The following is a 613-nucleotide window of genomic DNA, read 5'->3' as shown; positions in this document are numbered from 1 at the left end:
GGGTTCGATCGTGACGATCCGCGATGGCGACACGACGCTGGGTTCGGCCACGACGGACGCGTCGGGCAAGTGGAGCTTCACGCCGGACTCGGCCCATGCGCTGACGGAAGGCAAGCATGCGCTGATTGCGCAGTCGAAGGACATATCCGGCGCGCAAAGCGCGCCGTCGCAGCCGTACGAGTTGAACATCGACTTGACGCCGCCGGGCAAGCCGTCGCTCGAGGAAGTCATCGACAACGCCGGCAACGAGACCGGGCCGCTGCATCCGCACGATACGACCGACGATGCGCAGCCGACGCTGCGAGGCACGGCCGAGCAGAACAGCATTGTCATGATCTATGACGTCGCGAACGGCACGAAGGTACTGCTGGGCAGCACGCGGGCGGATGCGGACGGCCAATGGTCGTTCCGGCCCGCTTCGTCGTTGCCGGAAGGGACGCACACGCTGTCGGTGATCGCGAAGGATGCCGCTGGCAATGAAAGCGCGTCGAGCGACGGCTTTGATTTCACGCTGCAGGTGGGCGGGGTGCCGAGCGCACCGTCGATCACGGGCGTGTTCGACGCGGTCGAGCCGCAGGTGGGCAATGTCGCGCCGAACGGCGAGACGAACGAC

1 protein-coding gene is annotated in these 613 nt (G+C 66.2%); it reads left to right on the top strand.

Going from position 1 to position 613, the window contains the following annotated elements:
• Positions 1-10: 10 nt before the first annotated feature.
• Positions 11-613, top strand: a 603-nt coding sequence (locus HWX22_RS31380) for an Ig-like domain-containing protein (RefSeq protein WP_244135335.1), incomplete at its 3' end; no start/stop codon positions are given.

This window comes from Burkholderia sp. BCC1638, from assembly GCF_902833195.1.
Lineage (GTDB): Bacteria > Pseudomonadota > Gammaproteobacteria > Burkholderiales > Burkholderiaceae > Burkholderia > Burkholderia diffusa.
Note: the sequence above shows the minus strand (reverse complement) of the source record. Positions and strands in the feature narration are given on the sequence as shown.